The sequence below is a fragment of the Acinetobacter suaedae genome (genome assembly GCF_008630915.1).
GTDB lineage: Bacteria > Pseudomonadota > Gammaproteobacteria > Pseudomonadales > Moraxellaceae > Acinetobacter > Acinetobacter suaedae.
The window spans coordinates 2,193,117-2,210,409 of record NZ_CP043909.1 but is presented as its reverse complement, the minus strand read 5'-3'; the positions used below and the strand labels follow the sequence as shown (position 1 = coordinate 2,210,409).

Annotated in this window: 8 protein-coding genes; 3 read left to right on the top strand and 5 right to left on the bottom strand. The window is 40.3% G+C overall.

Going from position 1 to position 17,293, the window contains the following annotated elements:
• Positions 1–13 precede the first annotated feature (13 nt).
• The 5 genes from F2A31_RS10290 to F2A31_RS10270 form a co-directional block, all read right to left on the bottom strand.
• Positions 14–1,123 (bottom strand): META and DUF4377 domain-containing protein, encoded by a 1,110-nt coding sequence (locus tag F2A31_RS10290; protein ID WP_150026300.1) that lies wholly within the window; start codon positions 1,121–1,123, stop codon positions 14–16.
• Between the two features lie 215 nt (positions 1,124–1,338).
• On the bottom strand, positions 1,339–2,112 hold the full coding sequence (locus F2A31_RS10285) for a DODA-type extradiol aromatic ring-opening family dioxygenase (protein WP_150026299.1): 774 nt from the start codon (positions 2,110–2,112) through the stop codon (positions 1,339–1,341).
• Between the two features lie 106 nt (positions 2,113–2,218).
• On the bottom strand, positions 2,219–2,698 hold the full coding sequence (gene rlmH / locus F2A31_RS10280) for a 23S rRNA (pseudouridine(1915)-N(3))-methyltransferase RlmH (protein WP_150026298.1): 480 nt from the start codon (positions 2,696–2,698) through the stop codon (positions 2,219–2,221).
• A 323-nt stretch (positions 2,699–3,021) separates the two neighbouring features.
• Entirely contained in the window at positions 3,022–5,451 is a 2,430-nt protein-coding gene (lon, locus tag F2A31_RS10275) for an endopeptidase La (RefSeq protein WP_150026297.1), read from the bottom strand.
• 144 nt (positions 5,452–5,595) lie between these two features.
• Entirely contained in the window at positions 5,596–6,183 is a 588-nt protein-coding gene (locus tag F2A31_RS10270) for a 5-formyltetrahydrofolate cyclo-ligase (protein ID WP_150026296.1), read from the bottom strand.
• 454 nt (positions 6,184–6,637) lie between these two features.
• Between F2A31_RS10270 and F2A31_RS10265 the strand changes: the two genes are divergently transcribed.
• From F2A31_RS10265 to F2A31_RS10255, 3 genes are all read left to right on the top strand, one after another.
• On the top strand, positions 6,638–12,391 hold the full coding sequence (locus F2A31_RS10265; RefSeq protein WP_150026295.1) for an ESPR-type extended signal peptide-containing protein: 5,754 nt from the start codon (positions 6,638–6,640) through the stop codon (positions 12,389–12,391).
• Positions 12,392–12,448: 57 nt separating this feature from the next.
• On the top strand, positions 12,449–13,240 hold the full coding sequence (tpgA, locus tag F2A31_RS10260; RefSeq protein ID WP_150026294.1) for a trimeric autotransporter adhesin/peptidogylcan-associated protein TpgA: 792 nt from the start codon (positions 12,449–12,451) through the stop codon (positions 13,238–13,240).
• Between the two features lie 253 nt (positions 13,241–13,493).
• A complete protein-coding gene (locus F2A31_RS10255) occupies positions 13,494–17,282 on the top strand; it encodes a DUF4132 domain-containing protein (protein ID WP_150026293.1) in 3,789 nt (1,262 codons plus the stop codon).
• Positions 17,283–17,293: the final 11 nt, after the last annotated feature.

The following is a 17,293-nucleotide window of genomic DNA, read 5'->3' as shown; positions in this document are numbered from 1 at the left end:
TTATAACAATGTATTACGGCTTTTTAACAACTTCTTGTTCAACAACCATATCTAATACATCAGCTAGGCTTGATTGGTCTGCTGCTGGGTTTTTAACTTCAAAACGCTTAACACGAACGATTACACGTTGATTTGGATTATGTTCAAATCCTTCAATTTGACCATAGTAAAGTGACCAGTCTTTATCAGCATAAGTTTTGATGCCTTTGTCATCATACTTAATTTCACGAACTTGCATACAAGTTTGTGGTGCTACGCCAACACATGATTTTGTTTCTGGCGCGATTTCCAAAAATACTGTTTTTGGCTCAGTTTGGTACTTCGCTTCAGGTGTCATTTTACCAACAAATGTATAAGCTTGACCTTTAGTATCACGTACCACTAGAGTCGGTTGATCCAAGTCGCTTACATTCATTTCAAATGGGATTTGGCGCTTTTGTAAAAGATCGCCAGCGAATTGTTCTTGTTTCATCAGTGTAGGTTCACACGCCATAAGTGTAGAAGCCAAATCACCTGTAACAATCACATCATTTTCAACTTTCCAAGAAGTATTTTGACGGTTACAACCAGTGTCTACAGATAAACGATTGTTATCCAAGAAACTTAAAACGATTGGTTTTTTAGTTTCAGTTGATTGGTAAGACCAAGTATAGTTCGTTAAAAGCTTACTATCAGTCATTTTAGCGCCTGTAAATACGTGTTTTTGACCTTTACTATCGGTTACAGTCAAAATTGCTTGGTTATCTGCTGTACTGACTTGGAATGGTACTTTTTTCTCACTAAAAATATCTGCTGATAAGCGTTCTTGCTGCATTAAATCATCAGAGCACGCCATCATCGTTGATACAAGTGCTGACGTTACGATGGTATTGCCGCCTTCAACCTTCCATGTGCCGCCTTGGCCATTACAGCCAGTTTGGATTGATAGTTGTTGGTTATTATTAAAGTTTAGTACCAATGGCTTAGATGCTGTTGATGCTTGATAAGTCCAACGATAATCAGTAAGTTTTTTTGCAGCAGCATTGTTGACTTCAGCGCTTACATGATCTGCAACATTTTGCACCGTTTGACAAGCCATCAAAGAAAAAGGGAGTAAAGCAAGGATTAAGTATTTGATTTTCATTTTTTAAACAACACATAAAAAATAGCAGGTATTAGCTTAAAGTATTCTTAAATGAAGCGCATGGCAGCACGTTATGCATTAAGTTTGTTAAATGTGTCAATTTGTAAAATATGATAAAAGTATAGAAGTTTTAGTGGATTAACTAACATGAAAAACCACTTCTTTAGAGTAATTGTTCAGAAATATGAATTTGGATAAGTTATATGATTAGCGAACTAATCAAAGCGATAAATATCCATTCCTAAGGATCCCATGGAGAAACTACTATGGACGATGTTGAAACGGTTACCTGTTCCCATCGCAAAAAATAGTGGTGCAAAATGTTCGAGTGTTGGATGGTTACGCTGTACATATGGTAATGATGGCCAATCGAGAACTGCATCATAATTTTGATGGGAAAGTCTATTCACAACAGCATTACGGAAAGTACTTGCCCAAACCGGTATATCGGCATCTGCTTGCCATGACAGTTCAGCAAGGTTGTGGGTAATACTACCTGAACCAATCAGTAAAATTTGTTGTTCTCTCAAGGGAGCAAGGATTTGCCCGATTTTATAAATATCATCGGAACTCATCGAGATCGGAAGTGAAATTTCAATTACAGGAATATCTGCATCTGGATACATATGCAACAAAGGCATCCAGACACCATGATCTCGTGGCCGTGTACTATTTGCATGTGCAGATATTCCAGCTTCTGCAAATAGTGCCAGTATTTTTTCTGCTAAGTCAGGTGCACCGGCAGCAGGGTAACGAATTCGATATAGCTCTGGAGGGAAACCTCTAAAGTCATGCCAAGTTTGTGGTCGTGTAGATGTGCTGACTTCCAAAGCCTGACTTTCCCAGTGAGCAGACATGACAATGATCGCTTGTGGTTTTGGAAGATTATGACTCAGGCGATGTAAAGCTGGTCCAACTTGCTCAGGATCAAGTGCAAGCATTGGTGAACCATGAGAGATAAATAACCCTGGTAATGTTTGCAGATTCATAATCAAGCACCTGAATGGAAATATACGCCTATGGTGACAAAGATCAGCACAATTTAAAAGTTGATAGGCTTCAACAGATTGTTCTTAAATCAGAACACTGTTTAAATCAGGCGCGATGATAGGGGTGATTGTGATTGATACTCATCGCTCGATACAACTGCTCGATTAATAAAATACGTACCATTGGGTGGGGCATGGTGAGCTTTGATAACGACCAATGCCAAGCTGCAGCCTTGCGTACGGCATCAGAATGTCCATCGGGGCCTCCTATGGCTAGCACGACATCATTGCCTTCAAGCATCCATTGTTTCATGGTATCTGCGAGTTTTTCAGTGCTTAATTCACGGCCACCTACTTCTAGTGCGATCAAGGTTTCATTGGGTTTGATCGCATTTAAAATACTATCACCTTCAATTTGACAGTATTTTAAAATATCTGCTTCTGAATCATTTTTTCCGCGCTTCGCCATGGGTAACTCAACCACCTGTGTTTGTACAAAAGGTTGAATTCGCTTGAAATAATCCTCAAACCCAGTAATCACCCATGCAGGCATTTTTTGACCAATCGTCAGAATGCGAATTTTCATAGTTTCGTTTCATTTATAAAATTAAGTGCATTATAAAGCTTGCAGTCATGCCATGGGGGAGTACAGTGGTTTATCTTGTCATAAAAAAGACAAATTAGAGAGTTATCTTGACCATAAAAAACGCAGCTCAAAACGCGTATGAGCTGCGATCAAAGTATCATCTGTCTGGAGTTCAGATGATACTAAAAAATGAGTTGCACATGAGCCAAACTTAGCCTTTGTTTTTATCGACTCTATTTTATTATGCAATATGCGGGTTATTTTTCAACCAAATTATGTAACAAAAAAAGAGAGCTGTAGCTCTCTTTTTTATTGATAAATAATTAGTGACGTGCTGCTTTTGCATCTTCCACCGGTTTTACAATCGGTGTTTTTGGCAAAGGCTTAGGCGTATCAGTCAAAGCAAGAGGTAAGATTTCATCAATGCTTTTCACCGCTTTGATTTCTAAGCCTTCTTTGACATTGTCTGGAATCTCATCTAAGTCACGAACATTATCTTGTGGGATAAATACTAACTTAATGCCACCGCGATGTGCTGCAAGAAGTTTCTCTTTTAATCCCCCAATGCGCATGGCTCGACCACCTAGACTAGTTTCACCTGTCATGGCGATGTCTGGACGAATTGCAATGCCTGTAAATGCAGAGACTAGAGCAGTTGTGAGCGCTAAACCAGCAGACGGTCCATCTTTTGGTGTTGCGCCTTCAGGTAAGTGAACATGAACATCGGTCTCTTCAAAACGAGAAGATTCGATACCTAATTCATCTGCCCGAGTACGGACTAATGTCATCGCGGTTGTAATAGATTCTTTCATTACATCACCGAGTGAACCCGTCGTAATGAATTTACCTTTACCTTTTACTGCCGCAACTTCAATCGTCAATAACTCACCACCAACCGAAGTCCAAGCCAAACCATTCACACGACCGACTTGAGCTTCTTCTTCTGCCATACCAAAGTCAAATTTATGTGGACCTAAGTATGTCGGAAGATTAGCAGAGGTCACATCAACTTGTAAGTTTTTAGACTTTTTGCTGACTGCTTCTTTTACAACTTTACGTGCAATTTTTGATACTTCACGTTCTAAGTTACGCACACCAGCTTCACGAGTATAGCGTTGTACAATATCACGAATTGCTTCTTCATGAATTGTTAACTCTTTTGTACGTAAACCATTGTTCTTGATTGCCTTAGGCACAAGGTAGCGCTCAGCAATGTTTACTTTCTCATCTTCGGTATAACCCGGTAGACGGATCACTTCCATACGATCTAGTAAAGCTTCAGGAATGTTCATGCTATTCGCTGTACAGATGAACATCACTTCTGAAAGGTCAAGATCAAGATCTAAGTAGTGGTCGTTAAATTTACTATTTTGTGATGGATCAAGAACTTCAAGCAATGCAGAAGCTGGATCACCACGATAATCTTGTGCCATCTTGTCGATTTCATCGAGCAAGAATAGTGGATTCTTTACGCCAACTTTCGTTAAAGACTGCACAATTTTACCTGGCATCGCACCAATATAGGTACGACGGTGACCACGAATTTCAGCTTCGTCACGGACACCACCGAGTGCCATACGAACAAATTCACGACCTGTTGCTTTCGCAACTGATTCACCTAGTGATGTTTTACCTACACCTGGAGGACCCACTAGACATAGAATCGGACCTTTGAGTTTTTTCACGCGAGACTGGACTGCGAGATACTCTACGATACGATCTTTGACATCATCTAAGCCATAATGGTCAGCATCAAGAATTTCTTGTGCTTTTGCCAAGTTAATACTGACTTTGCTGGCTTTATTCCAAGGTGTATCTAAAATTACTTCTAGATAATTACGCACCACAGCTGCTTCGCTTGAAGCAGGTTGCATTGCTTTCAGTTTACGAAACTCAGCCTCCGCTTTTTTGCGTACATGCTCAGGTAAATCTGCTTCAGCAAGACGTTTCTCAATTTCAGCAACGTCATCTTCAGCGCCACCATTCATATCAGAAAGTTCACGCTGAATAACTTTCATCTTTTCATTGAGAAAGTATTCACGCTGATTCTTTTCCATTTGACGTTTTACGCTGTCATGTAGCGTTTGCTCAATTTGCTGTTCAGCAGATTGATTCATCAAATAGCTCATTAACTCTTGCAAATGTGCTTCAAACTCATCGTGCTCTAAAAATTTTTGTTTCACTTCAATATTTAAAGGCACACGAGTTGCAACGAAGAACATAAGTTGTAATAAGTCTTCGATTTTATTTGCTGCTGCAACCAACTCACGCGCATTACGTAGTTTTGCTTCAGCATATTGAGCAAATAGGGTGCGTAATTCATTTAAGCGAGTTTCTTGAGTCTCTTGATCCAATGCAACCGTCATTGGACTAAGGTGATGCTCAGCAGTTAAGTATTGTTCCCCGTCAATAATACGTTCTAATTTAGAACGATGTAGGCCTTCAATCAGCACCTTAATACAGTTTTCATCATTTTCATGATTTACAACCTGTACGATTTTAGCCACGGTTCCATATTGATAGAGATTATCGTGATCAATTTCTTCTGTAAGCGAATCTTTTTGCGCAACTACAAATACTAAATTGTCACTGTTACGAGCCACATCCACTGCATTGATCGATTTTTCACGACCCACGAAGAGCGCAATTTGCATGTGTGGGTAAACCACAACATCACGTAACGCCAATAGTGGTAATACACTTGGAACCTGCGGCTCTAAGTTAGTTTCATTATTCATAATATATTCAGACATGGGCACTCCTAATGAGTGACAACGGTGTTGCCATGTTTTTATAGTGATGTGCATTTTAAAAATTACAAGGGGTTTTATCTAGAAAATATAAAAAAAAGACTAAATTGGTTGGGATTTGGGCGAAATTGTATAAAGATGATGTGTTTAGCGTTTGAAAAAATATTTTTGCGTTGGGGTGATCAATGCATCTAAAGGTTGATCCCATTTTTGGCGTGACAAGGGAAAGTGCAAATATTGGAATGTATGCGCTAAACCAAGTCGAAAAGGCCGATGTGGGGCTGTAGCTAAAGTTCGATCATAATAACCACCTCCCATGCCGATTCTTGTACCAAGGTGATCACAAGCAAGTAATGGCATGATGAGTAGATCTAAATTTGAAACCGATTGACCACGTCCAGCCATGGGTTCTTTCATACCAAGAGGATGATGGGAAAAACGTTTGTTTTTATATTGGTTGGCGCTGATTTTTACCCAAACCAGTTTTTGATTCATATTGCATATCATTGGAAGATAAACTTGTTTTCCGTGTTGGAAGCACAGTTCTAGAAGTTTTTGTGTATGAATTTCACCGAATGCATGTAAGTAAAGACCAATTTTTTTCGCTGAATGAAATGAGTTTAGTCGTCTAAACTGATGGAGAACTTGTTGCTCAGCTTGTTTTTGTTGAAACAAAGAGAGTTGTCCTCTTCTTAGGCGGAGCTGTCTTCTAAGTGTATTCAGTTCTTGACTCATGCTGCTGAGAAATTCGTTTTGATGGATAAATCATAACTGATTTAGTATCTTAATTCTTTATCAATATTTTTTACTTGAGAAAAAGAAAATAGCAAAAAGTTTTCATACACGATCAAAATTAAAAATCATCATACTTAGTATGTTTTTTGTTCATTTATGCTTATTTTATATAGAGTTATCATTCTAAAATTAGTTGAATTTTATATCTTTTACTTAAAGTGTACAAAACTAAACATTTTAATTTTTTATCAATATTTATTAGTATTTTAGTTTCTTATTTATTTTTTAAATATGAGAAATATGTCTCATTTTTGCTCTTGGTTTTTGGGGGATTCATTTACCTCTTTAGATTATTTCATTAGCATTCGCGATCTTTTTTAACCGGCATTTGAGAAAAAATGTGATTTCACATTTTTAGTCTCTCAATAACTGTAAAAATCGTCTGAGAAGTTTTATGAATAAAGTGTTTAAAGTGGTTTGGAATGCATCAATTGGTGCGTGGGTTGCAACTTCAGAAATTGCCAAAAGCAGAACAAAAACCAAATCAAAAACTTTTAACTTATCAGCGAGTGTTTTATTGGGAGTCGTTAGTTTTTCTCCAGCAGCTTTTGCGGCGACTAATATTGATGGTGGAGTGGGCAGAGGTACATCCATTTCAGGTTCGAATATGATGTGTCGGGAAGGAACCGCAAATACAGCAAATGCTAAAGATATTGCATTAGGCTGTGGTGCTAAGACATTGGACTCGACTGCTGCAAATATTGCAAATCGCCAAAATCCTTATAATAACTCAAAGGGTGCTTTTGAAGGCAATTTGAAGCAGGGCGGAGCTGTAAGCATAGGTACTGGCGCTAGTGTAGAGAAAAGCTTAGGAACGGCTATTGGTTCATATGCAACAACACAAAATATCTCTGGCGTGGCAATCGGTACGGCTGCTTTATCTTCTGGAAATACAGCTCTAGCAATTGGTCGTCAATCTGCTGCTAAAGGAGATTTTTCTCAAGCAATTGGTAATGTAGCGGCTGCAACAGGTAAAGGGTCTCTAGCAATTGGTCACTCTGCAACTGCAGAAGGTTATCGTTCAATTGCAATTGGTTCTCCTGATATTGATAGTGCTGAGGAAGTTGCAGGTCAGGCAGGGGCCGCATATCAACCGAAAATGGCAACAAAAGCAACAGGTAAAGATTCGATTGCATTTGGGGGCGGTGCAGTTGCAACTCAGGAAAATGCTTTGGCAATCGGGGCTTTCTCTGAATCAACTGGCAAGAAGTCAGTTGCAATTGGTACAGGTGCAAAAGCGAATAAAGACCATGCAGTTGTGATTGGAGATCAAGCAGAAGCAACTTTTGAAGGTGGTGTTGCAGTTGGTAAAGGGGCACGTTCAGATGCAGAAAATAGTATTGCTTTAGGCAAAGACTCAAAAGCGACACAAGCAACGGGTGAAAGCTTTCTTACGAATCAAGTCGCGCCGAAAGGTGTGTTATCTGTGGGTAGTGCTGGCGCTGAACGTCGTATTCAAAATGTTGCTGATGGTGCAGCAGATTCAGATGCAGCAACGGTACGTCAGCTAAAAGCAGCTCGTACTCATTATGTCAGTATCAATGATAATGGACAGCAAGGTGGCAACTTTGAAAATGACGGTGCAACAGGAAGAAACTCAATAGCCGTCGGTGTAAACACTAAAGCTTCTAGTCGTGATTCGATGGCAATAGGTGGTAATGCTCAAGCCGTTGGTTCTGGTGCCATTTCAATGGGTAGTAGTAGTGAAACGGTTGGTCGTGGGGACGTTGCGATTGGTCGCAATGCGTCTACTAGAGGTGCAGAAGGTGTTGTACCTGGTTACAGCAATCAATCAGTTGCGATTGGTGACCAAACTAAAGCGATTGGTGATCAATCAGTTGCGATTGGTGCTGATGTAATCGCTCGTGGTAATTCATCAGTTGCAATTGGTGGAGATGATGTTGATAAAATTGCCCAAGATGCTGAGTTGAGTAAAACCTATACTGAAATTACAGGTGGTGTGCTGAAGGCCGGACACTATCCAACAACAGAAGCAAATCATGGTTCAACTGCTGTAGGTGTTCAAGCGGTTGGTACAGGGGCATTTTCTTCGGCTTTTGGTATGACATCTAAAGCAACTGGTGATGCATCATCGGCATTTGGTGTTATGGCAAATGCTTCTGGAAAAGGCGCTGCTGCTTTTGGCGCTGTGGCTCAGGCTACAGGTGATGGTGCATCAGCCATGGGTATTAACTCAGTTGCTTCTGGGACTAACTCAACAGCAATTGGTTCGGGCAATAAACCTGGTCAAGGTGCAAAGGCAACAGGAGATGGTGCAGCTGCAATCGGTAGTGGTGCTCAAGCTACAGGTAAAAATTCTGCTGCGATTGGTGGTGGAGCCGTTGCTGATCAGGAAAATGCTGTTGCAGTCGGACAAGACGCCCGATCAATGGTTACTGGTGGTGTGGCATTAGGTGCTCGCAGTCGTGTTGAAGCGGAAAATAGTGTGGCATTAGGTCAAGATGCTGTTGCAACTCAAGCAACAGGTAATTCTTTCCTGACCAACCGTGATGCATCAATGTCTAATGGTGTTGTGTCAGTAGGTTCAGCTGGAAAAGAGCGTCGTATTACTAATGTTGAAGATGGTTCTGCTGATTCAGATGCAGTGACTGTACGTCAGCTCAAGAATGTTGATACTCGTGTGAATCAAAATGCGAAAAACATTACCAATCTAGATCAGAAAATTGATAACACCAAAACTGATTTGGGCAATCAAATTGCAGATACCAATAAAAATTTGAATGATGCCAAGAAAGACTTGGCTAACCGTATCACAGATACCAACAATAAGTTGAATGACACTAAAGATCAGTTAACGACTCAGATTACCGATACCAAAACTGAGTTAAACAACACGATCAATAACACCAAGACTGAGTTAAACAGTAAGATCGACAATACGAAGACTGAGCTGGAAAACAAAGGTCTGAACTTTGCAGGCAATGCGGGTAAAGATGTACACCGTAAGTTGGGTGACAAGTTAAACATCGTAGGTAGCGCTGATGCAGCAACAGCAGAAGACAAGACCAGCGGTGAAAACGTGATTACCCGTACCACTAAAGATGGTATAAAGATTGAATTGTTGAAAGATGCGAAGTTCGACAGCATTACCACGGGCGACAGTGTATTGAACAACAACGGCTTAACCATCAAAGATGGCCCAAGCATCACTAAAGACGGCATCAATGCAGGTAATAAAGTCATTACTAATGTTGCTGACGGTTCAATTGCTAAGGGTTCTAAAGATGCGGTGAATGGCGGTCAGATCAAGCATATTTCTGACAGCATCAAGAACAGCATTGGTGGTAACACCACGGTGAATCCGGACGGTAGCATCACGACGAATAACATTGGTGGTACAGGCAAAAACAACATCAATGATGCGATCAAGTCAGTTGATGACAAGGTTACTAATGGTGTAAATGACCTCACCAATAAAGGTTTGAACTTTGCAGGCAATGCAGGCAAAGATGTACACCGTAAGTTGGGTGACAAGTTAAACATCGTGGGTGGTGCTGATGCAGCAACAGCAGAAGACAAGACCAGTGGTGAAAATGTCATTACCCGTACCACTAAAGATGGTATAAAGATTGAATTGTTGAAAGACGCGAAGTTCGACAGCATCACTACTGGCGACAGCGTATTGAACAACAATGGCCTGACCATCAAAGATGGTCCAAGCATCACTAAAGATGGCATCAATGCAGGTAATAAAGTCATTAGCAATGTTGCTGACGGTTCAATTGCCAAAGGTTCTAAAGATGCGGTGAATGGCGGTCAGATCAAGCATATTTCTGACAGCATCAAGAACAGCATTGGTGGTAACACCACGGTTAATCCGGATGGTAGCATCACGACGAATAACATTGGTGGAACAGGCAAAAACAACATCAATGATGCAATCAAGTCAGTTGATGACAAAGTTACCAATGGTGTAAATGACCTGACCAACAAAGGTCTGAACTTTGCAGGCAATGTGGGTAAAGATGTACACCGTAAGTTGGGTGACAAGTTAAACATCGTAGGTGGCGCTGATGCAGCAACAGCAGAAGACAAGACCAGCGGTGAAAATGTGATTACCCGTACCACTAAAGACGGCATCAAGATTGAATTGTTGAAAGATGCGAAGTTCGACAGCGTAACGACTGGCGACAGCGTATTGAACAACAACGGCTTAACCATCAAAGATGGTGCAAGCATTACTAAAGATGGTATCAATGCGGGTAACAAAGTCATTACTAACGTTGCTGACGGTTCAATTGCCAAGGGTTCTAAAGATGCGGTAAATGGTGGTCAGATCAAGCATATTTCTGACAGCATCAGGAACAGTATTGGTGGCAACACCACGGTAAATCCGGACGGTAGCATCACGACGAATAACATTGGTGGTACAGGTAAAAACAACATCAACGATGCAATCAGCAATGTAAAAGACGCTGCAACCAAAGCGAAAACCACAGTGACTGAAGGCGACAACATTGTTGTTAAAGAAACGACCAATAAAGATGGCAGTACGAACTACGAAGTATCGACCAAGAAAGACCTGACTTTAGACAGCGTAACGACTGGCGACAGCGTATTGAACAACAATGGCTTGACCATCAAAGATGGCCCAAGCATCACTAAAGACGGCATCAATGCAGGTAACAAGGTCATTAGCAATGTTGCTGATGGTTCAATTGCTCAAGGTTCTAAAGATGCGGTGAATGGCGGTCAGATCAAGCATATTTCTGACAGCATCAAGAACAGCATTGGTGGTAACACCACGGTTAATCCGGATGGTAGCATCACGACGAATAACATTGGTGGAACAGGCAAAAACAACATCAATGATGCAATCAAGTCAGTTGATGACAAAGTTACCAATGGTGTAAATGACCTGACCAACAAAGGTCTGAACTTTGCAGGCAATGTGGGTAAAGATGTACACCGTAAGTTGGGTGACAAGTTAAACATCGTAGGTGGCGCTGATGCAGCAACAGCAGAAGACAAGACCAGCGGTGAAAATGTGATTACCCGTACCACTAAAGACGGCATCAAGATTGAATTGTTGAAAGATGCGAAATTCGACAGCATTACCACGGGCAATACAGTGTTGAACAATAATGGCCTGGTAATTAAAGGAGGTCCAAGTATCACCATTAATGGTGTTGATGCTGGTGGTAAGAAAATTACCAATGTTGCTGACGGTGTCGATGCGAAAGATGCTGTGAATAAAGGTCAGCTGGACAAGCAAATCAATGATGTTAAAGACCAAATCGGTAAAGAGATTGGTGATTTGTCTGATAATGCTGTGAAGTATGACAAAGACAAAGATGGCAATGTTGATAAAAACTCAGTGACTTTAGGTGGTGGCGATAAGGGCACTAACTTGAAGAATGTTGCTGATGGTAAGGTTGAGCAAGGTTCTAAAGATGCGGTGAATGGTGGTCAATTGTGGGATGTTAAACAGAATGTTGACAAGAACACCAATGACATCCAGAACATCCAGAACAATATCAACAACATCAACAATGGTAAGTCTGGTCTTGTTCAGCAACAGGATCCGAAAGGTGAAATCACGGTTGGTAAAGACACTGGTGGTAAGAGTGTCAATATGGCAGGTAAAGATGGCGACCGTGTTGTTAAGGGTGTAGATAACGGGACCATTGCAAAAGGTTCTAAAGATGCGGTGAATGGTGGTCAGATCCATAATATCTCTGACAGCATCAAGAACAGCATCGGTGGTAACACTACGGTAAATCCGGATGGAACCATCAAAACCAAGAACGTTGGTGGTACAGGAAAAGACAATATCCATGATGCGATTGGTACTTTAAACCAGTCAAATCAGGAATTGGGTAACCGTATTACCAACCTCGGTGACCAGTTACAACAAGCCTTCTACGACACAAACCAGCGTATTGATAGCGTAGAGAAAAAAGCCAATGCAGGTATTGCAGCAGCAATGGCATTGGAAGCAGCCCCATTTGTTGCAGGTAAATATACCTATGCTGCGGGTGCTGCTTACCATGGCGGTGAAAATGCAGTCGGCGTCACCTTACGTAAAACTTCGGATAATGGTCGCTGGTCAATTACCGGTGGTGTTGCAGCTGCATCACAAGGTGAGCCAAGTGTACGTATTGGTGTAAGTGGTGTAATCAACTAAGAAACTGGCGGGGAGAGCACACGCTCTCCTTACTCAACATATGAAGAGAGTAATGAAATGAAAAAAACGATTCAATGCTTAGCAGTAGCAGCTCTTGCTGGTTTCTCAGTAGCGACTTATGCAGATGAAAATACAGCTCCTGTTCAACAAGAAGAAATCAAGTTTCCTGCGGTTGAAAAGAGTTATTTAAAACAAGTAAAGCGTTATGAATATGATGACGTTGCGCGTTTAGATACAGGTTTAACCAAAGACCAGATCCGTCACTTATTGGGCAATCCTCAATTTAGTGAGGGTGTATTCTTTGTGAAGACTTGGAATTATGTACTGGACATCCGCCAGCCGAATAGCCAAGACTATTTACGTTGCCAACTCCGTGTCGATTTTGATAAAAAATATCTATCAGAAAGATTATCTTGGAAAGGTGAAGCATGTGAAGGTTTAATGGCTTGGGGTGCAAATAATCAGGTGCCGAGCGATGCAAACGTAAATACTGCACGTTCTGGTAGCGTATTCTTTGCCTTTGACCGCTTTAATGCCAATGCAATTGAACAGGGTTCGGCTTCAGTATCAGCAATTGCACAACGTATTAAACAAAGCAATTCAACAGGTCCAATTCTTGTTGCAGGCTTTGCGGATCCATTGGGTAAATTTGCGTATAATCATCAATTATCCGCACAACGTGCCAATACAGTAGCGAAGTTGCTGGTAAATGAAGGTGTTGATGCAAACCGTATTCAGATTCAGGCAAATAGCCAGACTGACCTATATCAACAATGTGCAGGCAGCAAAGCCAACGCTAAACTTGTTGGTTGTTTGGCACCGAATAGACGAGTAAATATTAGTTGGTAATGCGGTCTAAAGACAAAATGGCTACTTTAAAGTAGCCATTTTTTTTGAGGAAAAAGAGTTGAGCGACAATATTTGTCGCAGTATGGGTTTTTTAGACACGTTTTTATTTTGTAACGCTCTATAATCAAAACATTGGAAAAATATTCGGTGAATGCTTATGGAGTGTTATAGAATTTTGAAAAGAAAGAAAAACTGATTTTTAAATCGGAAAGTAAAAAGTAAGTACAAGTTGGGGAAGGAAAGAGGACGTTATATGTTTGAAAGTATTAAGAATAAAGTAAATCAGTTGATTAATCCACAAGAGCAAAATGCTGTAGCACCAGAAACATTAGCTTTACTCGATACGATTGTTGAGCCTTTAGCGGAAGTCGATGCAGCTTTACCCAATCAAGCGCTAAACTATATTGTAAATGGAAAAAATCCAGAGTTTTTACTGAACTTAAAGCAACAAGCAACAGACCAAATTTGTGCTTTACTGGGGAGCTCCGGAACGTATGGGTGGTTTTGGCCATCTACTGACTTGACCCATACGCAGAGAAAGTTATGTAAAGCCTCGCAAAATGCACGTTATAAGTTATATATCAATATTTTCTCGACCTTAAACAGTGAACAGATTGTACGCTATGGCAAGTTTTTAGAGGCAGCGACTCAGCAAAGGAATTATTCACAGCTCTCTAAACAAACTCCGGTCTGGTTTGGTTATATCTTGGTTGATGGGTTGTTGAGCAGCTTTAAACATCAACATTTCGATGATAAACAAAGAAAGTCTCATCGTGAGACATGGTCACTTACAGGGCTAAAGCAACTTTATTTGTCTGAAGCAGAAAATAATATTGAAAGCTTTATTGCGACTTTATTTGAACGGGGTGGTGTAAATAGTTACCACTATGGTGAACTCGATCTTTTATTCAAATTGAATGATAGTATTCAATTTTTTACTGAACATGCTCAGCAGCTTCAAGAGGTTTTACCCAAACTTTCTGCTACCGCACAGGTAATTTTCCTAGACTTTATTGCTCAACAGCAGGAATTACTAAAACAGCAGGCTGAGTTGATTATCTTGCTTGCATTGAGTCCTAGTAAAACTGTGCGTGAACAGGCCACAGTACTCCTTACACAGCTAGATGAGATTGAAAGTCAGCAGCATTTGCGGCATTTTCTGATGAGTGGAGACAGTAAACAGCGTAGTTATGCGGCAGATCTATTGGCACGTTTGGGAGAGCAGAACCTTGAAATTTTGCAGCAAGCTGCTGAGAATGAAAAATTAAAATCAGTACAAAGTAATATTATTGCGGCTTTACAGCGTCTCGAATCGTTGGGAAAAGTGGTAGAAACGGATTATGCTTTACCTGAGGTCGAGATCATAGAAGCAAAAGAAATCCCTGAAAGTTTTGCTACGGTTTTACAAGAGAATTATTTGGCGTTACGAGAAAAATATCGTCAAGTTGCTGAACAAGAAATTGAAGATAATAAAGCTGTTGAAAAAGGGGGATATAAAAGCCATTGGAGACAGAATAACTATCGAGACTTCTGCAAATCATATGACAAAGTCGAAAATGTGGGAAAATTAATTCTTGGTCATTTAAATGGTCAAAAAAACTATCGTTCGTATATTGAAGAAATTGCCAATTATCAAAAAAAGTTACAGCAGTTACCAGAGTTTAGTTTGATTCATGCAGCTCGTTTGGTGCTAGGGCATGGAAACAATGATTGGATGAATTGGTATCAGTTTTTCCAATTTTTAGATGCTAAAGATTGGCAAAGTATTGAACTACGTCAGTTGGCAAAAGTTTTAATAGATGTAGGGCTTACAGAAGAAAGTAGCAAGCGCTGTATTGCTAATGAATACTTGGAAAATTATAGTGGTGAAGAGTTAAATACAAGAATTTGTGAGGATGAGCAAATCATTCCATTTTTCCTTGAGAATATTGATTTTATTGCTGAAGCTTTGGGTTTGCTCCCAAGCAAAAATAAAAACCAATGGCGTTATTATGATCCAATCAAAGCATTGGCATTACTACAACGTTTTCCACAGGTACCTAAACCGTTTATTCCTCGTTTACTCGAGTTTGCATTGGGGGATAGTAAACGTTTACGTTTTAATGCACAGGAAGTTTTGAGAAAGCTCCCCGATATCCATTTGCGTGCGATTGAAGCGTTGACAAATGGTAAACAAGAAATTCGTGTTACAGCAGTGGAGTGGCTTGCTCGTTTACAGCATCAGGCAGCTGTACCCGCGTTATATGATTTATTAAAAAAAGAAAAAAAGGAAGTGGTTATTGCAGCGGTTTTGACGGCCTTGGAGCAATTAGGAGAAGACATCAGTATTTATCTTTCACCTGAAAACTTGCTGAAAGATGCTGAAAAAGGATTAAAAGGTAAAATTGCTAGTAGTTTTACGTGGTTTGATCTAAAGCATTTACCTCAAGTGCAATGGAAAGATGGAAGCACCGTTAATCCCCAAATTATTCGCTGGTGGGTGATCTTGGCTGATAAATTGAAAGATCCGGTTCCCAATGCATTATTGCAACGCTATATGGAATTGTTAAATGAAAAGAGTCAGCAAGCACTTTCTTTACATTTATTACAAAGCTTTATTTATCAAGATACCCGTAATCCAACTTTAGAAGAAGCAATGGAATTTGCGGCCAAGGAAGCACCGAATCGCTTACAGCAATACCAAATTTATTGGCAGGATTATGGAAAAAAATACCCAGAATATTATGGGCGATATGAGCATATCACGTTAGACGAAGTGGTTGAGGAAATCAAACGAGAACGTTTGGCGATTTATTTAGGCTCTGCAATCAAAAATAAGGGTATGTTGGCACTGACTTTTAAAACGCAAGGCAGTATTGCGGTGAAATTGTTGCAAGATTATATGAAGCAACATTATCAACGTCGCGCGCAAATCGAAGCCATGTTGAGTAGTTTTTCAGTCAGCGATGATCCATTGATGATTCAATTATTGTTGAGTGTGTCACGTCGCTACCGTACCGCATCGGTTCAAAATCTGGCGAAACAATTGGTCGAGCAAATTGCTGAGCGTAATCACTGGAGCAGTGATGAGCTAGCGGATCGTACCATTCCAACAGCTGGTTTGGATGATACTGGTATTCTCACTTTAGAATATGGTTCTCGAATCTTAACTGCCTATGTGGATGATAAAGATAAGTTCGTACTTAAAAATGAAGATGGAAAAATTATTAAAGCTTTGCCTGCAGCACGACAAGGTGATGATGAAAGCTTAATTAAAGAAGCCAAATCTTTATTCAGCAGTAGTAAGAAAGAGTTTAAACAAGTGATTGATCTGCAAACACAACGTTTATATGAGGCGATGTGTAGTGAGCGAACTTGGAGCAGTGTGGATTGGCAAGAATATCTATTTGCTCACCCAATTATGAAACGTTTGATTCAAGGTTTAGTGTGGTTGGAGATTTCTTCAGAAGGTACTGTTTTACAAAGTTTCCGGCCGAGTGATGACGGTAGCTTATTAAATCTTGAAGATGATGAAATTGAATTAGCACAAGATAGCCAAATCAAAGTTGCACATGGTGTTTTGATCAGCGCTGAAGATGCAGAAGCATGGCAAGCACATTTTAAAGATTATAAAGTGAAGTTCCTATTTGAGCAGATGACACACCAGCTTCCTGTTTTTGCAGCACATGCGGAAATTATTGAGGATCGTAAAGGCTGGCTGACTGATACCTTTACTTTACGTGGTGTGATCACCAAACTCGGTTATCAACGTGCTTCAATTGAAGATGGTGGCTCTTTTGATAGTTACTTTAAACCCTTTAGCCAGATTGGTTTATCGGCAGTGATTCGTTTTAGTGGCAGTTATGTGCCTGAAGAAAATCTTGCAGCAGTGTTGTATGACCTTAGTTTTGAGAATAAAAATGTACGTTCGTGGCGTGACAGTGGGATGAAGTTGACAGATGTACCACCAGTATTATTAGCGGAAACTTATGCTGATTATTTAAAAGTTGCCGAGGCATGTTCAGGTTTTGATCCTGAATGGCAGAAGAAAACACCTTGGTAAAATGGTAAAGA

Coding starts and splice junctions, on each gene's coding strand:
- F2A31_RS10290 (WP_150026300.1), bottom strand. CDS start 1,123: ATGAAAATCAAATACTTAATCCTTGCTTTACTCCCTTTTTCTTTGATG.
- F2A31_RS10285 (WP_150026299.1), bottom strand. CDS start 2,112: ATGAATCTGCAAACATTACCAGGGTTATTTATCTCTCATGGTTCACCA.
- rlmH (WP_150026298.1), bottom strand. CDS start 2,698: ATGAAAATTCGCATTCTGACGATTGGTCAAAAAATGCCTGCATGGGTG.
- lon (WP_150026297.1), bottom strand. CDS start 5,451: ATGTCTGAATATATTATGAATAATGAAACTAACTTAGAGCCGCAGGTT.
- F2A31_RS10270 (WP_150026296.1), bottom strand. CDS start 6,183: ATGAGTCAAGAACTGAATACACTTAGAAGACAGCTCCGCCTAAGAAGA.
- F2A31_RS10265 (WP_150026295.1), top strand. CDS start 6,638: ATGAATAAAGTGTTTAAAGTGGTTTGGAATGCATCAATTGGTGCGTGG.
- tpgA (WP_150026294.1), top strand. CDS start 12,449: ATGAAAAAAACGATTCAATGCTTAGCAGTAGCAGCTCTTGCTGGTTTC.
- F2A31_RS10255 (WP_150026293.1), top strand. CDS start 13,494: ATGTTTGAAAGTATTAAGAATAAAGTAAATCAGTTGATTAATCCACAA.